This is a genomic window from Escherichia sp. E13S3, assembly GCF_004212325.1.
In the GTDB taxonomy this organism is placed as follows: Bacteria; Pseudomonadota; Gammaproteobacteria; order Enterobacterales; family Enterobacteriaceae; genus Escherichia.
The window spans coordinates 194,618-213,157 of the sequence record NZ_RHJR01000007.1 but is presented as its reverse complement, the minus strand read 5'-3'; the positions used below and the strand labels follow the sequence as shown (position 1 = coordinate 213,157).

Sequence of the window (18,540 nt, the reverse complement as noted above, 5' to 3'; positions counted from 1 at the left end):
TTGCTTTATCACATAGAGCAAATGCGCATAAAAATTTGTTAAATACTGTTTTTTAATTACAGCTATAGTTTCAAACCCTGGCTAAAGTTATTCTTGCAAGGCTTTTATATAGCGAGCAATGCTGGCCGGGAGAGAGTTCTCTTTTCTTGCGCCGCGCCGATAAAAAATATGCACATTTATTGCATATCTTTCAGTGTGACAACTTTTGTTCGTTTGTTAACGAACTTTCAGAAGGAAAGAGATATGACCGCCTTAAATAAAAAATGGCTATCGGGTCTGGTTGCAGGTGCTCTGATGGCCGTCTCTGTCGGCACGCTCGCGGCTGAACAAAAAACACTCCACATCTATAACTGGTCTGATTATATCGCTCCAGATACAGTGGCAAATTTTGAAAAAGAGACGGGTATAAAAGTCGTCTACGATGTTTTCGATTCCAACGAAGTATTGGAAGGCAAGTTAATGGCGGGGAGCACCGGCTTTGATCTTGTCGTTCCATCAGCCAGTTTTCTTGAACGCCAGCTGACTGCTGGTGTATTCCAACCGTTGGATAAAAGCAAATTGCCAGAATGGAAGAATCTCGATCCAGAACTGCTGAAGCTGGTGGCAAAACACGATCCCGACAATAAATTTGCCATGCCGTATATGTGGGCGACCACAGGAATTGGCTACAACGTCGATAAAGTCAAAGCGGTACTGGGCGAAAACGCGCCCGTCGATAGCTGGGACTTGATCCTCAAACCTGAAAATCTGGAAAAACTGAAAAGCTGCGGAGTCTCGTTCCTCGATGCGCCGGAAGAAGTGTTTGCCACCGTGCTGAATTATCTCGGCAAAGATCCCAACAGCACCAAAGCGGATGATTATACTGGCCCGGCAACCGATCTGCTGTTAAAGCTGCGTCCAAATATTCGTTATTTCCATTCATCTCAATACATTAACGATCTGGCAAACGGCGATATTTGCGTCGCTATTGGCTGGGCGGGCGATGTGTGGCAGGCGTCTAACCGCGCGAAAGAAGCGAAAAACGGTGTGAATGTTTCTTTCTCGATTCCGAAAGAAGGGGCGATGGCATTCTTTGATGTATTCGCCATGCCTGCGGATGCCAAAAATAAAGACGAAGCGTATCAGTTCCTGAATTACCTGCTGCGTCCGGATGTCGTAGCGCATATCTCCGACCATGTGTTCTATGCTAACGCCAATAAAGCAGCCACGCCGCTGGTGAGTGCGGAAGTCCGTGATAACCCAGGAATTTACCCGCCTGCGGACGTTCGCGCCAAAATGTTCACACTACAAGTGCAGGATCCAAAAATAGATCGAGTGCGCACTCGCGCCTGGACCAAAGTGAAGAGCGGAAAATAATCTGCTGTTGTAGATGCCGGACGGGTGCACCACACCCGCCGGCAATTCGCACCATCATGGTGCGCTTGCACACATTCAATGCCGGAGAGCAGCCGTGAATGACGCTATCCCTCGCCCGCAGGCGAAAAGTCGTAAGTCGCTGACACCACTATTAGAAATCCGTAATTTGACCAAATCCTACGATGGTCAACATGCGGTCGATGATGTCAGTCTGACCATTTATAAAGGCGAAATCTTTGCACTGCTGGGCGCATCCGGCTGTGGTAAATCCACGCTGCTACGTATGCTGGCAGGTTTTGAACAACCTTCTGCCGGGCAGATTATGCTTGATGGCGTCGACCTGTCACGGGTTCCTCCTTATCTGCGGCCCATCAATATGATGTTTCAGTCTTACGCGTTGTTTCCCCATATGACCGTGGAACAGAACATCGCCTTTGGCCTGAAGCAGGACAAATTGCCAAAAGCGGAAATTGCCAGCCGGGTCAACGAGATGCTCGGACTGGTACATATGCAGGAGTTCGCCAAACGCAAACTACACCAGCTTTCCGGTGGCCAACGCCAGCGTGTGGCCCTGGCCCGAAGCCTTGCCAAGCGCCCGAAACTATTACTGCTCGATGAGCCGATGGGCGCGCTGGATAAAAAATTGCGTGACCGGATGCAGCTTGAAGTGGTGGATATTCTGGAGCGTGTCGGCGTGACCTGCGTAATGGTTACTCACGATCAGGAAGAGGCGATGACTATGGCGGGGCGTATCGCCATTATGAATCGCGGGAAATTTGTTCAGATTGGCGAGCCGGAAGAGATTTACGAGCATCCGACTACCCGCTACAGCGCCGAGTTTATTGGTTCAGTCAACGTCTTTGAAGGGCTACTAAAAGAGCGTCAGGAAGACGGCCTGTTGCTCGATTCACCGGGGCTGGTCCATCCGCTGAAAGTCGATCCGCTGGCGTCAGTGGTCGATAACGTGCCGGTACATGTGGCGCTGCGACCGGAAAAAATCATGCTTTGCGAGGAGCCGCCCGCCAATGGTTGTAACTTCGCGGTGGGGGAGGTGATACACATTGCCTATCTCGGCGATCTTTCGGTGTATCACGTTCGTCTGAAAAGCGGGCAGATGATTAGCGCCCAGCTACAAAACGCGCATCGTCACCGCAAAGGGCTACCGACCTGGGGTGATGAAGTTCGTTTATGTTGGGAAGTGGACAGTTGTGTGGTGCTGACGGTTTAAGGAGCAAAGATGAGTACACTTGAACCTCCTGTCCAGCCGGGCGGGTTAAAACAGTGGCTTACGCAGTGGCAGATGAAGCACGGGCGCAAACTGGTGATTGCGCTGCCGTATATCTGGTTAATTTTGCTATTCCTGCTGCCATTTCTGATTGTCTTTAAAATAAGCCTGGCGGAGATGGCGCGCGCCATTCCACCTTATACCGAACTGATGGAGTGGGCTGACGGGCAACTGTCCATCACCCTTAATTTCGGTAATTTCCTGCAACTGACCGACGATCCGCTCTATTTCGATGCTTATCTCCAGTCGTTACAGGTGGCGGCGATTTCGACATTTTGCTGTTTACTGATCGGCTACCCGCTGGCGTGGGCGGTGGCGCACAGTAAACCCTCGACCCGCAATATCTTATTGCTGCTGGTGATCCTGCCGTCGTGGACCTCGTTTCTGATCCGCGTTTATGCCTGGATGGGAATATTAAAAAACAATGGTGTGCTGAATAATTTTCTGCTGTGGCTGGGCGTTATCGATCAACCGCTGACCATTCTGCATACCAACCTGGCGGTCTATATTGGCATTGTTTACGCCTATGTGCCGTTTATGGTGCTGCCGATCTACACCGCGTTGATTCGTATTGATTATTCGCTGGTGGAAGCGGCGCTGGATCTCGGTGCACGACCGCTGAAAACGTTCTTTACTGTGATCGTGCCGCTGACTAAAGGTGGGATTATTGCCGGGTCGATGCTGGTGTTTATCCCGGCCGTGGGCGAGTTTGTGATCCCGGAACTGCTCGGCGGTCCGGATAGCATCATGATCGGGCGCGTGCTGTGGCAGGAGTTCTTCAATAACCGTGACTGGCCAGTCGCCTCGGCAGTGGCGATTATCATGTTGTTGCTGCTAATCGTGCCTATTATGTGGTTCCACAAGTATCAGCAAAAAAGTGTGGGAGAACACGGATGAATAATTTACCGGTCGTTCGTTCGCCCTGGCGGATTGCGATTTTGCTGCTGGGCTTCACCTTTCTTTATGCGCCAATGCTGATGCTGGTTATCTATTCATTTAACAGCTCGAAGCTGGTGACGGTGTGGGCGGGCTGGTCAACGCGTTGGTACGGTGAGTTATTGCGCGATGACGCAATGATGAGTGCGGTTGGTTTAAGCCTGACAATTGCGGCCTGTGCGGCGACGGCGGCGGCGATCCTCGGGACGATTGCGGCGGTGGTGCTGGTGCGTTTTGGCAGGTTTCGCGGATCAAATGGTTTTGCCTTTATGATCACCGCGCCGCTGGTAATGCCAGATGTGATCACGGGCTTGTCGCTGTTGTTGTTATTCGTCGCGCTTGCTCATGCCATTGGCTGGCCTGCGGACCGCGGCATGCTTACCATCTGGCTGGCGCATGTCACTTTCTGTACGGCTTATGTGGCAGTCGTTATTTCGTCGCGCCTGCGGGAACTTGATCGCTCGATAGAAGAAGCGGCGATGGATCTCGGTGCGATGCCGCTGAAAGTGTTTTTCGTCATTACGCTACCGATGATCATGCCCGCGATCATTTCTGGCTGGTTACTGGCTTTTACTTTGTCGCTTGATGATCTGGTGATTGCCAGCTTTGTTTCCGGGCCGGGAGCTACCACGTTACCGATGCTGGTCTTCTCCAGCGTGCGGATGGGGGTGAATCCAGAAATTAACGCACTTGCAACGTTAATTCTCGGTGCGGTCGGAATTGTCGGATTTATCGCCTGGTATCTGATGGCTCGCGCAGAAAAGCAGCGGATACGCGATATCCAGCGTGCAAGACGTGGCTGAAGACACTAAAATTTGCCAACCTGGCTACATAATGCCGCGCATGTCGCGGCATTGTTTTCATGGAAGACGAACCGTTGGGATTTTTTAAGAAAACATCTTCATCACATGCTCGCCTGAATGTGCCTGCGCTGGTGCAGGTGGCGGCGCTCGCCATTATTATGATCCGTGGCCTCGACGTGTTGATGATTTTCAATACATTAGGTGTGCGCGGTATTGGCGAGTTCATTCATCGCAGCGTACAAACCTGGAGTTTAACGCTGGTCTTTTTAAGCAGTCTGGCGCTGGTTTTTATTGAGATCTGGTGTGCATTTTCGCTGGTGAAAGGGCGTCGCTGGGCGCGCTGGCTGTATTTGCTGACACAAATCATGGCCGCCAGTTATTTGTGGGCTGCTTCGCTGGGTTATGGTTATCCGGAGTTGTTCAGCATTCCCGGTGAATCAAAACGTGAAATCTTCCATAGCCTGATGCTGCAGAAGTTGCCGGATATGCTCATCCTGATGCTGCTGTTCGTTCCCTCGACCAGTCGGCGGTTCTTCCAGTTGCAATAATGTGTATAATCGTCGCCCCTGATGATGTGAAGGTCAATGTATGCAGTGCGCACTTTACGACGCGGGTCGCTGTCGTTCCTGTCAGTGGATAACGCAGCCGATTCCACAGCAACTCTCCGCTAAAACCGCCGATCTTAAGAATCTGCTGGCCGATTTTCCGGTTGAGGAATGGTGCGCGCCGGTGCCAGGCCCGGAACAAGGGTTTCGTAATAAAGCCAAAATGGTGGTGAGTGGCAGCGTTGAAAAACCACTGCTCGGAATGCTGCATCGTGACGGCACGCCGGAAGATCTTTGCGATTGCCCGCTTTATCCTGCCTCATTTGCGCCCGTTTTTGCGGCGCTAAAACCGTTTATCGCCCGTGCGGGGTTAACGCCTTACAACGTGGCGCGTAAACGTGGCGAACTGAAATACATTCTGCTGACTGAAAGTCAGAGTGATGGCGGCATGATGCTGCGCTTTGTACTGCGTTCTGATACCAAGCTGGCGCAACTGCGTAAGGCGCTGCCGTGGTTACAGGCACAATTGCCGCAGCTGAAAGTCATTACCGTCAATATTCAGCCGGTACATATGGCGATTATGGAAGGGGAGACGGAGATCTACCTGACGGAACAACAGTCGCTGGCAGAGCGTTTTAACGATGTGCCGCTGTGGATCCGCCCGCAAAGTTTCTTCCAGACGAATCCGGCGGTCGCCAGCCAGCTGTATGCCACCGCGCGCGACTGGGTACGGCAGCTGCCGGTCAAACATATGTGGGATCTGTTCTGTGGCGTGGGGGGCTTTGGTTTACACTGCGCGACGCCTGAAATGCAGTTAACCGGGATCGAAATTGCGCCAGAGGCCATTGCCTGTGCGAAGCAGTCAGCCGCTGAACTGGGCTTAACGCGTCTGCAATTTCAGGCGCTGGACTCCACTCAGTTTGCCACCACTCAGGGGGAGGTGCCGGAGCTGGTGCTGGTTAACCCGCCGCGCCGCGGCATTGGTAAACCGCTGTGTGATTATCTCGCAACGATGGCACCGCGTTTTATTATCTATTCCAGCTGTAACGCTCAAACGATGGCGAAAGATATCCGCGAACTGCCTGGTTATCGCATTGAACGGGTACAGCTTTTTGATATGTTCCCGCACACCGCGCACTATGAAGTGCTGACGCTGCTGGTGAAACAATAAAAAAGCCGCGGCTGCGGCTTCAGATTGCTGATCAGGTGCGCTTTGTTCATGCCGGATGCGGCGTGAACGCCTTATCCGGCCTACAAAATCATGCTAAATCAATACATTGCAGAGTTGATGTGGGCCGGATAAGCGCAGCGCATCAGGCAATCTTACTTTTGTCATCAGTCTCAATTACTGTGGGAACCACTGGTCATTGATTTTCTGATACGTGCCGTCAGCTTTAATTGCTGCCAGCGCGTTATTCAGTTTTTCCAGCAGAGCTTTGTTATCCGGACGTACAGCGATACCCAGGCCGGTGCCGAAGTATTGCGGATCGGTCACTTTTTCAGTAGCAACGCCCAGTTGCGGATTGGTTTTCAGCCATTCGTTTACCACTGCGGTGTCACCAAATACGCCATCAATACGGCCATTTTTCAGATCGATAAAGGCATTCTGATAACTGTCATAGGAGACAGTTTTCACTTCTGGGTGCTGATCCTGAATATATTTCTGGTGCGTGGTGCCGTTTTCCATCCCAATACGTTTGCCTTTCAGATCGGCAAACGTTTTGTAGGTATCTTTTTTGGCAATTACGACGGCTGAGTTTTCATAGTAGGGCGTGGTAAACGATACCTGCTTGCTACGCTCCGGCGTGATATCCATACCGGAGATAACGGCGTCATATTTTCTGAATTTCAGCGACGGGATCAGGCTGTCGAACGCGTGATTAGTAAAAGTACATTCTGCCTGCATTTGTTTGCACAAGGCTTTTGCCAGGTCGATATCAAAGCCGACAATCTGGTTATTGGCATCCATCGACTCGAACGGAGGATAGGTCGCTGATACGCCAAAATTGATTTTCTCCGCGGCAGAAGCGCCGAACGCACAGGATGCAAGTAAAGCGGCAAGAACTAACTTTTTCATGATGGAACTCCCGTCTGTCAATCTTATGATTTTTGGCCGTGTCTGCGGCATGGGATAACAATGCCATTAAGTGAATTTATATGCAATAAATATGATTAAATAATTTAATTGGAATAAAAAAGACGGACAACTTAGTGGGTTGTCCGTCTTTATTATAAGGATTTATGCAGTATGTGGGTTCTGTGCAGGTGTCTGATGCGACGCTGGCGCGTCTTATCAGACCTACAAAACCGTACGCAGCTACATTAATTCCGTCGCTCAAACGCCAGCGCTTTACGCTCGATCAGGCGCATCATCAGCGTCAGCAGGCCGTTAACGATCAGGTAAATAATCCCCGCCGCGCCAAATACCATCACATCGTAGGTGCGCCCGTACAACAACTGGCTGTAACCCATCACTTCCATCAGCGTAATGGTGTAAGCCAGAGAGGTACTTTTGAACACCAGCACCACTTCGTTGGAATAAGAAGAGAGCGAGCGTTTAAAGGCATACGGCAGCAGGATCGCCAGCGTGTCTTTTTTGCTCATTCCCAGAGCGCTACAGGATTGCCATTGACCTTCCGGGATCGCGCGAATGGCACCGTAAAACAGTTGCGTGGTATACGCCGCACTGTTCAGCGATAACGCAATCAGCGCACATAACCACGGTTCTGACAGTAAATGCCACAGTGCAGGATATTCCTGCAACGTCGGGAACTGGCCCGGCCCGTAATAAATCAGGAAGATCTGCACCAACAGCGGCGTACCGGTAAACAGCGTGATATAACCCCGCACCAGCCATACCAGCACTGGCGTTTTCAGCGTCAGAATGATGGTAAAAATTAACGCCAGAATCAGCGCTACAATCAGCGAGGCAACGGTTAGCGTCAGGCTGGTGTGCAGCCCTTTCATCAGTTCGGGTAAATACTCAAACATTAGCTGGGCCTCCGCTCAAAACGTGTCGCGCGCAGGTCAATGCGTTTGAGAATGTACTGACTCAATAGAGTAATCACCAGGTAAATCGCCGCCGCCACAATGTACCAGGTAAATGGTTCCTGGGTACGGGTAGCGATGCTTTTGGTTTGTAGCATTAAATCATTCACACTAATCAAACTGACCAGCGCGGTATCTTTCAGCAGCACCAGCCACTGGTTACCGAGGCCAGGCAACGCATGACGCCACATCTGCGGCATCACCAGACGGAAAAAGATAGCCGATTTCGACAGCCCCAGCGCCTGACCCGATTCCCACTGGCCAACTGGCACCGCTTTTAATGCACCGCGCAGCGTTTGCGAGGCATAGGCGGCATACAGCAGCGACAGAGCGATGACACCACAAAGGAACGGGCTCACGTCGAAGTTCTCGATGTCCATCTGCACCGGGATCTGTACGATCCCAAGATTGATGGTGAAGCCATCCGAAAGCGTCAGCAGCAGCTGTGAGGAGCCAAAATAGATAAACAGCACCACCAGAATTTCTGGCAGGCCGCGCAGAACCGTCACTAGCGCTGAACCTGCCCACGCGACAGGACGCCATTTTGCCGACTCCCACACCGCAAAGAACATCGCCAGCGCCAGCCCGACAATCAATGCACAAACGGCAAGGCCGACGGTCATCCCGGCGGCGCTTGCTAAAGGGAAAAATTCATTCATCAGGAATTACTTCTGGAACCATTTGTTGTAGATGGTTTCGTAAGTGCCATCTTTCTTCACTTTTTCCAGCGCAGTGTTGAGTTTCTGCTGCAGCTCAGTGTTGCCCTGACGTACCGCGATGCCGAGGCCAGTACCGAAGTAATCTTTGTCGGTCACTTTGTCGCCCACTGCCGCCAGTTTCGGGTTATCTTTCAGCCATTCGGTGACCACAGCGGTGTCACCGAATACGCCGTCGATACGACCGTTTTGCAGATCCAGTTTCGCATTCTGGTAGCTGTCATACGGCACGGTAGTGATTTCCGGATGCTTATCCATAATGAACTTCTGGTGCGTCGTCCCGTTCTGAACGCCGACTTTTTTGCCTTTCAGCTGATCAACGCTGGTGTATTTACCCTGCTGACCCACAAACAGTGCGGAGTTGTCATAGTACGGGGTGGTAAACAGCACCTGCTTTTCACGCTCCGGAGTGATATCCATGCCCGCCATCACTGCTTCTACGCGACGGAATTTCAGGCTTGGGATCAGGCTGTCAAACGCCTGGTTAGAGAAAGTGCAGGTTGCATCAATCTCTTTACACAGCGCCTGTGCCAGGTCGACGTCAAAACCGACAATCTGGTTATTCGCATCCATCGATTCAAACGGAGGATAAGAGGCTTCGGTAGCAAAACGAATGGTTTCAGCAGCTGTGGCGGAAAGACTAAAACCTGCAATTAGCGCGGCAATCAGAACTTTTTTCATTGTTGTTATCCCGAATCTTAGTGAGAGAGATAGTTTTTAAATGCTTCGGTTTGCGGCTCGGTAAAGCAGCTCGCGTCGCCTTGTTCTACGATGTGACCGTTTTCCATATACACCACACGGCTGGCAGTTTTACGCGCCACTTCAACTTCGTGGGTGACGATCACCTGGGTAATATTCGTTTCCGCCAGCTCACGAATAATGCTGACGATTTGTGCGGTAATTTCCGGATCCAGCGCGGCGGTCGGTTCATCAAACAGCAGTACCTGCGGTTCCATCATCAGCGCGCGGGCGATAGCGACACGTTGTTGCTGACCACCAGACAGGTGCAGCGGGTAACGATCGCTATAAGGTTTGAGACGCAGACGTTCCAGCAGTTTTTCTGCACGGGACAGCGCCTGATCTTTACTCAACCCCAGCACGCGGCAGGGCGCTTCAATCAGGTTTTGCTGTACCGTCAGATGCGGCCATAGGTTGTATTGCTGAAACACCATCCCGACGTTACGACGCAGCTCGCGGATCGCTTTGTCAGATGGTGTTTTAGTGAAATCGAAATGGTTGCCTGCGATGTTGAGCGTACCGGAGCGCGGCATCTCTAGCAGATTGAGTACACGCAGCAGCGAGCTTTTCCCCGCGCCGCTGGGGCCAAGTAACACCAGCGTTTCGCCTTGCGGGCAATCCAGCGTGATATCGAACAGCGCCTGATGCGCGCCGTAGAAGCAATTAATGCCGTTTAATTGAATACTCATTGACACTCGTATACTGGCAGTCGGATAGCTATTGAAGTCGAAGATAGTACCTTTGACAGAATAATTATGCAATATTTCTGCTTTAAAAGTTAAAAGCAAAGCGCATTATTCAATAAACATAGCACAAAATAACGGCGGCGAAGGGCGGCGAGCATAAATGTCGGCATTCTTCACAGAATGCCAGACAATTTATGGGGGTTATCGTTTGATCAAGGTTTTAGCGGTTCTCAACGGACTGGCGCAGAGTGCCGGCAGGTGCGTGTACGCTGCCACCTAAATAGCGCACATCGTCGATCACCCAACACTGTCCTTCCTGAATCATCAACACTTCATCCTGCCAGCTCTGGTCGCCTTGTTTCAGATTCACCCGCAGCGGAATATTGCGCGCATCGCGATTTGGGATGGTCGAGGCGCTGGCAACTTGTGCACTGTCAGGCAAAGTGGTGCGACTGGAGAACGGATCGCTGCTTAATAATTCGCGATGGCTGTTATCGCGGCTGGCATTGCTCAGTAGAGTTGCCAGTTTGTCACTTAAATATGGACGCAGAGCGGTAATGTCGTTACTGCGGTGCGAAATGCGGTAATCATAAAACTGCTGGGCCACGCTGTCAGGTCCGCCCTGAACGCAAGATCCCGTACGGGGGCCATTATCTTTATAGGCAGGCGTGACGGTGGTACAAGCACTGAGTAACAGTGCGCAAGGGATAAGCATAGTCAATTTGCTGTAGCGCATAATGATTTCCTTATAAGCGAACACCTTAAAAGCGTTCTACGATAATAATGATATCCTTTCAATAATAGCGTATCAGTCCGATAATGCTTTGAAGATCGAAGGCTTAGCAAACAAGGAGATCGATCATGCAATTTTCCACAACCCCAACACTTGAAGGCCAGACCATCGTTGAATATTGCGGCGTGGTGACCGGCGAAGCGATTTTAGGCGCTAACATTTTTCGCGATTTCTTTGCCGGTATCCGCGATATCGTTGGCGGACGTTCCGGTGCGTATGAAAAAGAACTGCGTAAAGCGCGGGAGATAGCCTTTGAGGAACTTGGTGAGCAGGCGCGAGCGCTGGGGGCTGACGCCGTGGTCGGCATTGATATCGACTACGAAACGGTCGGGCAAAACGGCAGTATGCTGATGGTTAGCGTCAGCGGAACGGCGGTGAAAACGCGTCGATGAGCAGAGTCTTCTGGCTGGTTGCCGCCGCTTTGTTCCTGGCTGGGTGTGCAGGTGAAAAAGGCATTGTCGAGAAAGAGGGATACCAGCTTGATACCCGACGCCAGGCGCAGGCGGCGTATCCGCGCATTAAAGTGCTGGTGATCCACTACACCGCAGAGGACTTTGATACGTCACTGGCGACACTGACCGATAAGCACGTAAGTTCGCATTATCTGGTTCCTGCCGAGCCACCACTTTACAATGGCAAGCCGCGTATCTGGCAACTGGTACCGGAACAGGAACTGGCCTGGCATGCGGGGATTAGCGCCTGGCGCGGGGCAACGCGCCTTAACGACACCTCTATTGGCATTGAGCTGGAAAATCGTGGCTGGAAAACATCAGCGGGAGTGAAATATTTTGCCCCGTTTGAACCGACACAAATTCAGGCGCTTATTCCACTGGCGAAGGATATTATCGCCCGCTATCACATCAAACCGGAAAATGTGGTGGCTCATGCAGATATTGCGCCGCAGCGCAAAGATGATCCCGGACCATTATTTCCGTGGCAGCAACTGGCACAAGAGGGGATTGGTGCCTGGCCTGATGCGCAGCGGGTGAACTTTTATCTTGCCGGGCGCGCGCCGCACACACCGGTAGATACCGCCTCATTGCTGGAACTGTTGGCCCGTTACGGCTATGACGTGAAACCAGAAATGACGCCTGGCGAACAGCAACGAGTGATTATGGCGTTCCAGATGCATTTCCGCCCGACGTTATATAACGGCGAAGCGGATGCAGAAACTCTGGCAATTGCACAAGCGTTGCTGGAGAAATACGGTCAGGATTAGCGCGGCAGTTTTCCGTGGTCGCGTAACCAGGCGGCAGTTTTCTCGATCCCTTCATCCAGCGTGATGACAGGCTGATAACCTAACTCTTCCTGTGCACGCGTAATATCCAGCGTAAAGTCAAAATTCAACTTAGAGACGCCGTAGTGGGTTAGCGGCGGCTCTTTCGCTGACTTGCGGCCTAAACGCTCCATGCTGCGGGCGATCATATCCAGCATCGGGTAGGGAATTGAACGAATACGGCAATCAATATTCAGTTCGTCGATGAGCTTCTGCACGATGCTGCGCAGTGTACGATGCTCACCATTGGTAATGTTGTATGCCCTGCCGGACGGCAGTTTGTCGCAGTTTTCCTGGCTCGCCAGCCACATGGCATGTACGGCATTTTCGTAGTAGGTCATATCGACCAGCGCACTGCCGCCGTGCGGTAACAGAATGCTGCCGTAGTGGTGCATCATATGCGCCAGGCGGGGGATGAACACTTTATCGTGCGGTCCGAACAGACTCTGTGGGCGCAGAATAGTAAAGCGCGTTTGTGGATTCGCCTGCGAAAGCATATTAATCACTTCTTCGCTGGCAGCTTTGCTGCGGGCAAACTCGTTAGCGAAGCGGTGAGGGCGAAAATCTTCTTTAATATCGCGATGATGGTGATAATCGAAGTACAGGGAGGGGGAAGAGATATGAATAAAGTTACGCACTCCCCAGGCAACAGCCCATTCGCCCAGGCGACGCGTAGCGCGAACGTTGGCCAGGTCGAAAGCCTGCTGCGTTCCCCACGGCGAAGTAAAGCTGGAGCAGTGCCACAGCGTATCAATGCCTGCGAGCATCACTTTAGCCTGCGATGAGACAAGTTCGGTCAGATCCGCCCGGACAAACTCTGCGCCCAGTTTTTCCAGCAATTTGCCCATCGCTTCGTTGCGACCGGTCGCTCTCACGCTGATGCCTTTCTGGCATAAAAATTCAACCGCGTTTCGACCTAAGCCGCTGGTAGCGCCGGTAACCAGTACCTTCATATCATTCCACTGTTGTTGATAAGTCGACGTGCGCATTCTTTCGTGATTTCCCCCTTGATGCAATGGGAAACATGAAAGAATCACGCAGGTTTTTTTCGATTAATCTGTGATTTGTTCTGCAAGTCTGGCGATTCGTTTTGCCATGCCGCGAAAAATAAACAGATGTGCAGGGATCATGAAAAGCCAGTAAAACAAGCCTGGCATGCCGTGCGGATGCCAGAAAGCGCGAACGTCTATGGTGCGGTAGTCGCCTTTATCTTCCAGCGTAAAACAAAGCCGCCCCAGTCCCGGTGCTTTCATACCAAATAACAACGTAAGTTGTTTTTCCGCTTCAACGACAATCACTTTCCAGCTATCTACCGCATCGCCCGTCTGCAAATATTCTCGCTCAGGGCGACCTTTCGCCAGTTTATGACCGATTGCGCGGTCCATCAGCGCACGGGTCTGCCACAAAATATTGCCAAAGAAATAACGTTCTTTACCGCCGATTTGATTGACTACCCGCCATAGCGCCTGAAGGCTGGCGGACGTTTTAACCGTAAAACCGGCTTGTTTAGCGAAGTAACCGTATTCTGGTCGCCAGCGAGCAAAAGCCTGCGCGTCATATCCCCAGTCGCTGGAGTTGACCAGTTTTTCTTCCTCTTTCAATGTGCGACGTACCGCATCATCGAAAGCGATCAGCGGTTGTGGAATGAGTGCACGTAACGCGGTGTCATCTGCCAGCAGATCGTGTTTCAGCCCCTGAATCAACGCTTTGGCGGTGGTGGGCGGTACGGAAGTAATCACATTGAGAAACCACACCGAAATCCAGCGGGTGGGAAAGGGGATGGGGATCAACCAGCGGCGCTTACCACTCACGGTCATAAAATGTTCAAATTGTTGTTGATAACTGAGCACCTCTGGCCCGGCGGCTTCGAAGACCCGATGTTCGCAGGCCGGATGATCTAACAGTGCCACCAGATAGTGCAGCAGGTTTTCCAGCGCAATAGGCGTGGTGCGTGAACGGACCCAGCGTGGCGGTGTTAACACTGGCAGGTTGTAAACCATATCGCGCATCACTTCAAACGCCGCAGAACCTGCACCAACAATAATTCCGGCCCGCAGTTCGGTCACCGGGACACCCGCTTCACGAAGAATGTCCGCCGTAGCCTGACGGGCGCGCAGATGGTCCGACTGCTCATGTGGCGGAGCCTGCAACGAACTGAGAAAGATTAATTGTTTAACTGGCACTTCGCGTAGCGCATCGCGGACGTTGAGAGCCACCTGGCGCTCCTGAGCGATAAAATCGCCGCCTTCGCCCATGCTATGCACCAGAAAATAGACCGTATCGATATCCTGCAACAGGGCCGGAAGATTATCCGGCCAGCTGAGATCGACTTTATGGCAACTGACGTTTGCCAGTTGCAGCTTTGCAAGCCTGTCGACATGACGCGCCGCCGCCAGGATCTGATGCCCTTGCTGGCTGAGTGTGCGCACCAGATGCTGACCAATGTAGCCACTGGCACCGAGAACTAAAATGCGTTGCGGCACGTCTCTCTCCTTAACGCGCCAGGAACGCACGCCAGTGAGCGGCAACTTCCGCCAGTTGTTCACGCGAGACGTCAAGATGGGTCACCAGGCGGACAATCGGCGAGGCGTTAATCAGCACGTTTCTCGCTTTCATGTATTCGCCTAACGCGGCAGCATTTTCTTCCCCGACGCGAACAAACAGCATATTGGTGTCCTGACGCATCACATCCGCGCCTGCTTCACGCAGCTGTTCCGCCATCCAGGCGGCGTTGTCGTGGTCTTCCTGCAAGCGTGCGACGTTATTTTTCAGCGCATACATCCCGGCGGCTGCCAGGATCCCGGACTGGCGCATCCCGCCGCCAGTCATTTTCCGCCAGCGGATGGCACGTTTAATGTAATCACGGTTACCGACCAGTAACGAACCGACTGGCGTACCAAGACCTTTCGACAGACAAATGGTGAACGAATCACAATATTGCGTGATCTCTTTTAGTTCGCAGCCATAAGCCACGATGGCGTTAAAGATGCGCGCACCGTCAACATGCAGCGCCAGATTGCGCTCACGGGTAAATTCCCATGCTTCTTTCAGGTATTCACGCGGCAGCACTTTGCCGTTGTGGGTGTTTTCGAGACTGAGCAATTTGGTGCGGGCGAAGTGAATATCGTCGGGTTTGATTTTCATCGCCACTTTATCCAGCGGTAACGTGCCGTTGGCGTCAGCATCGATGGGTTGCGGTTGAATACTGCCCAGCACTGCTGCGCCACCGGCTTCAAACAGATAGTTATGTGCGGCCTGACCGACAATATACTCTTCGCCGCGTTCGCAGTGACTGAGCAGAGCGACCAGGTTGGCCTGAGTGCCGGTAGGCAGAAAAATGGCGGCTTCTTTACCGGAAAGCTCTGCTGCATAGTCCTGCAGAGCATTAACGGTAGGGTCGTCTCCGTAAACGTCGTCCCCAACCGGGGCGGCCATCATCGCTTCGAGCATGGCGCGGCTCGGTCGGGTAACGGTATCACTGCGTAAATCAATCATGGCATGTCCTTATTATGACGGGAAATGCCACCCTTTTTACCTTAGCCAGTTCGTTTTCGCCAGTTCGATTACTTCATCGCCGCGTCCACTGATGATTGCGCGCAGCATATACAGACTAAAACCTTTTGCCTGTTCGAGTTTGATCTGCGGTGGAATGGCTAATTCTTCTTTGGCAACCACCACATCCACCAGCACCGGACCGTCGATGGAGAAAGCGCGTTGCAGGGCTTCATCGACTTCAGAGGCTTTTTCCACGCGAATACCCGTAATGCCGCACGCTTCGGCAATGCGGGCAAAGTTGGTGTCGTGTAGTTCGGTGCCGTCAGTCAAATAACCACCAGCTTTCATCTCCATCGCCACAAAGCCCAGTACGCTGTTGTTAAAGACGATAATTTTCACCGGCAGCTTCATCTGCACTACCGAGAGGAAATCGCCCATCAACATGCTAAAACCGCCATCGCCGCACATGGCGACCACCTGGCGTTCTGGCTCGCTTGCCTGCGCGCCCAGCGCCTGCGGCATGGCGTTAGCCATCGAACCGTGGTTAAACGAACCTAACAAGCGACGCTTGCCGTTCATTTTCAGATAACGTGCCGCCCATACCGTAGGTGTGCCAACGTCACAGGTAAAGATGGCGTCATCGGCGGCAAAGTGACTAATTTGCTGCGCCAGATATTGCGGGTGAATGGCTTTCTCGCTCGGTTTTGCTAAATCATCCAGCCCTTTGCGGGCGTCGCGGTAATCTTCCAGCGCTTTATCCAGAAACTTGCGATCGGTTTTTTCTTCCACCAGTGGCAGCAATGCGCGCAGGGTTGATTTGATATCGCCGACCAGCGCCATATCTACCTTGCTATGCGCGCCGATGCTGGCTGGGTTGATATCAATCTGAATAATTTTGGCATCGGTCGGGTAGAAGGCGCGGTAGGGGAACTGAGTGCCGAGCAGTACTAAGGTGTCGGCGTTCATCATAGTGTGAAAACCTGACGAGAAGCCGATTAACCCGGTCATTCCGACATCATACGGATTATCGTATTCGACATGTTCTTTACCGCGCAGGGCATGAATAATAGGTGCTTTAATTTTCCCGGCAAACTCAACTAACTCTTTATGCGCCCCCGCGCAGCCGCTACCACACATCAGGGCGATATTGCTGGAGTAACGCAGCAGTTGCGCCAGTTTGCGTAACTCTTCTTCTTCCGGTGTTATGACTGGCTGTGGTGCATGATACCAGTGCGTGGTTGCCCCTTCTGGCGCAGGTTTTAACGCCACGTCGCCCGGTAACACGACAACGGAAACGCCACGGTTTAGCACCGCTTTGCGCATGGCAATCGCCAGCACTTGTGGGATCTGCTCCGGGCTGGAAACCAGCTCGCAATAGTGGCTACATTCGCGGAATAACTCTTGCGGGTGGGTTTCCTGGAAATAGCCGCTGCCAATTTCGCTGGAAGGGATATGGGCGGCAATCGCCAGTACCGGAACGTGATTACGGTGGCAATCGAACAGGCCGTTGATTAAGTGCAGGTTGCCGGGGCCGCACGATCCGGCACAGACCGCCAGTTCTCCTGAAAGTTGTGCTTCAGCGCCAGCGGCAAAGGCAGCCACTTCTTCATGGCGGGTAGGCATCCACTCGATAGTGCCCATGCGATTAAGACTGTCACTAAGACCGTTCAGAGAGTCGCCCGTGACTCCCCAGATGCGTTTTACGCCTGCTGATTCGAGTGTTTTGGCGATATAAGCTGCAACCGTTTGTTTCATGGTTTTCCGTCTCCTGAATGTGATAACGGTAACAAGTTTAGTTCATCTGACGGAGGGGGAAGGGATGGGAGAAAAAGGAGGCACTAACGGTTAAACAGCCCGATGACAGGAATATCATCGGGCATAAGGTGATTACGCGAGAACCAAATCCCCCTGCGGATGGCAGGAGCAGGCCAGTACGTAACCTTCAGCGATTTCGGCGTCGGTCAGCGTCATTGTGCTGCTCACCGTATATTCACCGGAAACCACTTTTGTCTTACAGCAGCCGCAAACACCCGCGCGGCAGGCGGCGACAACCGGAACTTTATTGCTTTCCAGCGCCTCCAGCAGCGTGGCGCCAACCGGAGCGTAAAATTCTTGCGCCGGTTGCAGTTTGGTGAATTTCAGACCGCTGGTTGCCGCTTCCGCCACTGGCGTAAAGAATTTCTCTTTAAAGAAACGCGTCACGCCGAGCGCCTTCACTTCCTGTTCCACCCAATCCATATACGGTGCCGGACCACAAGTCATCACGGTACGTGAGGCTAAATCAGGAACGCTTGCCAGCAGTTCACGAGTCAGGCGTCCGGCAACGAACCCCTCGGTAACGTTATTTTCCGCCACCAGTGTTACCGGATAATGACGCCACTCATCGGCGAAAATAACATCCTGCGGCGTACGCATGTTGTAGATCACCTGCACATCGGCCTGCGGACGGTTCTTCGCCAGCCAGCGACGCATCGACATAATTGGCGTAACGCCGCAGCCTGCCGCCAGTAACAGGAATTTATCTTCTGCTTTATCGTCGCAGGTAAATTCCCCCATCGCGTCCGAAAGCCAGAGATAGTCACCGCGTTTTACATCGCGGGTCAGCCACTGGGAGCCGACACCGTCATCAATCCGCCGCACGGTCAGGGTGATATATTCACTCACGCCTGGCGTGGAGGAAATGGTGTAAGCACGCAGCGTTTCTGCTGAGTTACGCACGCTGACCAGCGCATATTGCCCGGCGCGATATGGGTAGTAATCGTGGCAAATCAGGGAAATCGTCCACACATCCGGCGTTTCTTGCGTAATGTGATGAACCTGCATCCGCCACGGGCATTGATTCGTTGGCATCGTCATCGACAAA

General features: G+C 52.4%; 19 protein-coding genes. 8 read left to right on the top strand and 11 right to left on the bottom strand.

Features of this window, described 5'->3' with window-relative positions; genetic code table 11:
- The first annotated feature begins 243 nt into the window (after positions 1 to 243).
- The 6 genes from potF (at position 244) to rlmC (ending at position 6,096) form a co-directional block, all read left to right on the top strand.
- Positions 244 to 1,356 (top strand): spermidine/putrescine ABC transporter substrate-binding protein PotF, encoded by a 1,113-nt coding sequence (gene potF / locus D9597_RS08940; RefSeq protein ID WP_130205213.1) that lies wholly within the window; start codon positions 244 to 246, stop codon positions 1,354 to 1,356.
- Positions 1,357 to 1,450: 94 nt separating this feature from the next.
- Positions 1,451 to 2,584, top strand: coding sequence for a putrescine ABC transporter ATP-binding subunit PotG (gene potG, locus D9597_RS08935; protein ID WP_130222146.1), 1,134 nt, complete (start codon positions 1,451 to 1,453; stop codon positions 2,582 to 2,584).
- 9 nt (positions 2,585 to 2,593) lie between these two features.
- On the top strand, positions 2,594 to 3,538 hold the full coding sequence (gene potH / locus D9597_RS08930) for a putrescine ABC transporter permease PotH (protein ID WP_130214732.1): 945 nt from the start codon (positions 2,594 to 2,596) through the stop codon (positions 3,536 to 3,538).
- Positions 3,535 to 4,380, top strand: a complete 846-nt coding sequence (potI, locus tag D9597_RS08925; protein ID WP_130222145.1) for a putrescine ABC transporter permease PotI — start codon at positions 3,535 to 3,537, stop codon at positions 4,378 to 4,380. The genes potH and potI overlap by 4 nt, the downstream gene beginning before the upstream one ends.
- A 59-nt stretch (positions 4,381 to 4,439) precedes the next feature.
- Positions 4,440 to 4,928 carry a YbjO family protein gene (locus D9597_RS08920; protein WP_130222144.1) on the top strand — a complete coding sequence of 163 codons (489 nt, stop codon included), beginning with the start codon at positions 4,440 to 4,442 and terminating at the stop codon, positions 4,926 to 4,928.
- A 40-nt stretch (positions 4,929 to 4,968) separates the two neighbouring features.
- Complete coding sequence (rlmC, locus tag D9597_RS08915; RefSeq protein WP_130222143.1) at positions 4,969 to 6,096, top strand: 23S rRNA (uracil(747)-C(5))-methyltransferase RlmC; 1,128 nt, start codon at positions 4,969 to 4,971, stop codon at positions 6,094 to 6,096.
- 174 nt (positions 6,097 to 6,270) lie between these two features.
- Here the strand turns inward: rlmC and artJ are convergent, their stop codons facing one another.
- From artJ to D9597_RS08885, 6 genes are all read right to left on the bottom strand, one after another.
- A complete protein-coding gene (artJ, locus tag D9597_RS08910; RefSeq protein ID WP_130222142.1) occupies positions 6,271 to 7,002 on the bottom strand; it encodes an arginine ABC transporter substrate-binding protein ArtJ in 732 nt (243 codons plus the stop codon).
- Positions 7,003 to 7,247: 245 nt separating this feature from the next.
- Entirely contained in the window at positions 7,248 to 7,916 is a 669-nt protein-coding gene (gene artM, locus D9597_RS08905) for an arginine ABC transporter permease ArtM (RefSeq protein ID WP_000464489.1), read from the bottom strand.
- On the bottom strand, positions 7,916 to 8,632 hold the full coding sequence (artQ, locus tag D9597_RS08900; protein WP_130205229.1) for an arginine ABC transporter permease ArtQ: 717 nt from the start codon (positions 8,630 to 8,632) through the stop codon (positions 7,916 to 7,918). Before artQ ends, artM begins: the two co-directional genes overlap by 1 nt.
- A gap of 6 nt (positions 8,633 to 8,638) precedes the next feature.
- Entirely contained in the window at positions 8,639 to 9,370 is a 732-nt protein-coding gene (gene artI / locus D9597_RS08895) for an arginine ABC transporter substrate-binding protein ArtI (RefSeq protein WP_130222141.1), read from the bottom strand.
- 17 nt (positions 9,371 to 9,387) lie between these two features.
- On the bottom strand, positions 9,388 to 10,116 hold the full coding sequence (gene artP / locus D9597_RS08890; RefSeq protein WP_130222140.1) for an arginine ABC transporter ATP-binding protein ArtP: 729 nt from the start codon (positions 10,114 to 10,116) through the stop codon (positions 9,388 to 9,390).
- A 217-nt stretch (positions 10,117 to 10,333) separates the two neighbouring features.
- Entirely contained in the window at positions 10,334 to 10,849 is a 516-nt protein-coding gene (locus D9597_RS08885; protein WP_130205231.1) for a lipoprotein, read from the bottom strand.
- 125 nt (positions 10,850 to 10,974) lie between these two features.
- Here D9597_RS08885 and D9597_RS08880 point away from each other — a divergent pair, with 125 nt between their 5' ends.
- Complete coding sequence (locus D9597_RS08880) at positions 10,975 to 11,298, top strand: heavy metal-binding domain-containing protein (protein WP_001160732.1); 324 nt, start codon at positions 10,975 to 10,977, stop codon at positions 11,296 to 11,298.
- On the top strand, positions 11,295 to 12,125 hold the full coding sequence (locus tag D9597_RS08875) for an N-acetylmuramoyl-L-alanine amidase (RefSeq protein WP_130222139.1): 831 nt from the start codon (positions 11,295 to 11,297) through the stop codon (positions 12,123 to 12,125). Before D9597_RS08880 ends, D9597_RS08875 begins: the two co-directional genes overlap by 4 nt.
- Here D9597_RS08875 and D9597_RS08870 read toward each other — a convergent pair.
- The 5 genes from D9597_RS08870 to hcr form a co-directional block, all read right to left on the bottom strand.
- Positions 12,122 to 13,135, bottom strand: coding sequence for an NAD(P)-dependent oxidoreductase (locus D9597_RS08870; protein ID WP_130205719.1), 1,014 nt, complete (start codon positions 13,133 to 13,135; stop codon positions 12,122 to 12,124). The genes D9597_RS08875 and D9597_RS08870 overlap by 4 nt on opposite strands.
- A 99-nt stretch (positions 13,136 to 13,234) precedes the next feature.
- The gene (locus D9597_RS08865; protein WP_130222138.1) at positions 13,235 to 14,665 is read right to left on the bottom strand and encodes an SDR family oxidoreductase; all 1,431 of its coding nucleotides are present in this window, start codon (positions 14,663 to 14,665) and stop codon (positions 13,235 to 13,237) included.
- 10 nt (positions 14,666 to 14,675) lie between these two features.
- A complete protein-coding gene (gene ltaE, locus D9597_RS08860) occupies positions 14,676 to 15,677 on the bottom strand; it encodes a low-specificity L-threonine aldolase (RefSeq protein ID WP_130222137.1) in 1,002 nt (333 codons plus the stop codon).
- 36 nt (positions 15,678 to 15,713) lie between these two features.
- Positions 15,714 to 17,432: a ubiquinone-dependent pyruvate dehydrogenase gene (gene poxB, locus D9597_RS08855; protein ID WP_130205239.1), complete on the bottom strand. Its 1,719-nt coding sequence runs from the start codon at positions 17,430 to 17,432 to the stop codon at positions 15,714 to 15,716.
- 132 nt (positions 17,433 to 17,564) lie between these two features.
- Positions 17,565 to 18,533, bottom strand: coding sequence for an NADH oxidoreductase (gene hcr / locus D9597_RS08850; RefSeq protein ID WP_130222136.1), 969 nt, complete (start codon positions 18,531 to 18,533; stop codon positions 17,565 to 17,567).
- Positions 18,534 to 18,540: the final 7 nt, after the last annotated feature.

Coding starts and splice junctions, on each gene's coding strand:
- artQ (WP_130205229.1), bottom strand. CDS start 8,632: ATGAATGAATTTTTCCCTTTAGCAAGCGCCGCCGGGATGACCGTCGGC.
- artJ (WP_130222142.1), bottom strand. CDS start 7,002: ATGAAAAAGTTAGTTCTTGCCGCTTTACTTGCATCCTGTGCGTTCGGC.
- potI (WP_130222145.1), top strand. CDS start 3,535: ATGAATAATTTACCGGTCGTTCGTTCGCCCTGGCGGATTGCGATTTTG.
- D9597_RS08885 (WP_130205231.1), bottom strand. CDS start 10,849: ATGCGCTACAGCAAATTGACTATGCTTATCCCTTGCGCACTGTTACTC.
- potH (WP_130214732.1), top strand. CDS start 2,594: ATGAGTACACTTGAACCTCCTGTCCAGCCGGGCGGGTTAAAACAGTGG.
- poxB (WP_130205239.1), bottom strand. CDS start 17,432: ATGAAACAAACGGTTGCAGCTTATATCGCCAAAACACTCGAATCAGCA.
- ltaE (WP_130222137.1), bottom strand. CDS start 15,677: ATGATTGATTTACGCAGTGATACCGTTACCCGACCGAGCCGCGCCATG.
- D9597_RS08920 (WP_130222144.1), top strand. CDS start 4,440: ATGGAAGACGAACCGTTGGGATTTTTTAAGAAAACATCTTCATCACAT.
- rlmC (WP_130222143.1), top strand. CDS start 4,969: ATGCAGTGCGCACTTTACGACGCGGGTCGCTGTCGTTCCTGTCAGTGG.
- D9597_RS08875 (WP_130222139.1), top strand. CDS start 11,295: ATGAGCAGAGTCTTCTGGCTGGTTGCCGCCGCTTTGTTCCTGGCTGGG.
- D9597_RS08880 (WP_001160732.1), top strand. CDS start 10,975: ATGCAATTTTCCACAACCCCAACACTTGAAGGCCAGACCATCGTTGAA.
- D9597_RS08870 (WP_130205719.1), bottom strand. CDS start 13,135: ATGAAGGTACTGGTTACCGGCGCTACCAGCGGCTTAGGTCGAAACGCG.
- hcr (WP_130222136.1), bottom strand. CDS start 18,533: ATGACGATGCCAACGAATCAATGCCCGTGGCGGATGCAGGTTCATCAC.
- artI (WP_130222141.1), bottom strand. CDS start 9,370: ATGAAAAAAGTTCTGATTGCCGCGCTAATTGCAGGTTTTAGTCTTTCC.
- artM (WP_000464489.1), bottom strand. CDS start 7,916: ATGTTTGAGTATTTACCCGAACTGATGAAAGGGCTGCACACCAGCCTG.
- potF (WP_130205213.1), top strand. CDS start 244: ATGACCGCCTTAAATAAAAAATGGCTATCGGGTCTGGTTGCAGGTGCT.
- artP (WP_130222140.1), bottom strand. CDS start 10,116: ATGAGTATTCAATTAAACGGCATTAATTGCTTCTACGGCGCGCATCAG.